This is a genomic window from Flavobacterium sp. IB48 (genome assembly GCF_016405855.1).
GTDB lineage: Bacteria > Bacteroidota > Bacteroidia > Flavobacteriales > Flavobacteriaceae > Flavobacterium > Flavobacterium ginsengisoli.
In genome coordinates, this window is record NZ_JAEFCA010000024.1 from 1 (window position 1) to 1221 (window position 1221).

General features: G+C 33.0%; 2 protein-coding genes. Both read left to right on the forward strand.

Translation table 11 applies throughout. The annotated features are described in order from the left end of the window. Positions 1-213, forward strand: a 213-nt coding sequence (locus JC605_RS23580) for a hypothetical protein (protein ID WP_198858525.1), incomplete at its 5' end; no start/stop codon positions are given. Positions 214-403: 190 nt separating this feature from the next. Beyond that, positions 404-1186, forward strand: a complete 783-nt coding sequence (locus JC605_RS23585; RefSeq protein WP_198858526.1) for a DUF2490 domain-containing protein — start codon at positions 404-406, stop codon at positions 1184-1186. Positions 1187-1221: the final 35 nt, after the last annotated feature.

Sequence of the window (1221 nt, forward strand, 5' to 3'; positions counted from 1 at the left end):
CCTGGTGGCGGAGCAGGAAAACCTTCAAAAGTTAAAATTTCTATCAACAACAAAGAAGTAGCTACCGGGGACATTCCTGCCACAATTCCAGGAAGATTTGGCTTAGATACTTTTGGAATAGGAGAGGATACTGGTTCGCCTGTTACTAGAAATTATCAAGTTCCTTTTAAATTTCAAGGAAAAATTGAAGAAGTAAATATTAATCTTTTATAGTCGTAGGAGAGTAAAAACTCTGGGTATCTTACCTGGAGTTTTTTGGTAATGCATCAATTGTGTGTTTTTGTTTTTTGAAACTAAAAGATATAGATAATCAGTACTTAATAAAGTTAGCCATATAGATAAATTAGTAGATTGTTATGTAAATATCAGGCTTTAGTATTTATTGTCATAAAATAGCAGATATATGAAATATGTTTATCTTATTTTGTTTTATTTCCTAAGTTTTACTTCAATTGCACAGACGGATGATTTATACCAATTCTGGAATGAATATGATTTTTCAAAAGATATAAGTCAAAATTGGGTTCTGCAATTTGATGCAGGATTTGTTACGAGCAGTACGGCTGAGTATGAGAATATATTTCATAATATAACGCAGGTTTATGTGCGTGGCTGGGCGCACTATTATCTGAATCAAAAATGGAAATTTTCCGTTTTTGCTTCCAACTATTCAAATAAAAATGTACCGGAATTAAACCAAAAAAAAGCAAGGGAATTCAGGACAGGACTTCAGGCAACATATAGTTTATTTCAATTACCGTCGATTAAAGTAAATTTAAGGGCAAGATTTGAAGACCGGCACATGGAAACTGATGAGAATTATCAGGAAGCTGTAGAACGTTTCAGATTTCAAATTAAGGCAGTTTGTCCATTGTCCACTTTTGGAATAGAAACAAAAAAGATATACCTCTTTGGTTCTGATGAATTATTTTTTAAGACTAAGAGTAAAGTGAGCGGACCTGATTTTTTTGATCGCAACAGGGCTTCACTTGGATGTGGTTTTGAACTTTCTACCGTAAAAATCGAAATGGCATATGTAAACGAAATTATGCCCAGAAGCGGCTCTGATAAATTAGTCAACGCCTTTCAAATTAAAGGGATTTTTAATAATTTTTTCTCCGATATAGCCAAATCTTTTAAACGTAAGAAAAGTGCGGTCGACGAAGGTGATGGAGATTTAAAATAGTTTTATAGAAATTGACTCAGTAAAAATTCAAATGC

Excerpts from the sequence above, each read along its gene's own strand:
- JC605_RS23585 (WP_198858526.1), top strand. The coding sequence starts at position 404 with ATGAAATATGTTTATCTTATTTTGTTTTATTTCCTAAGTTTTACTTCA.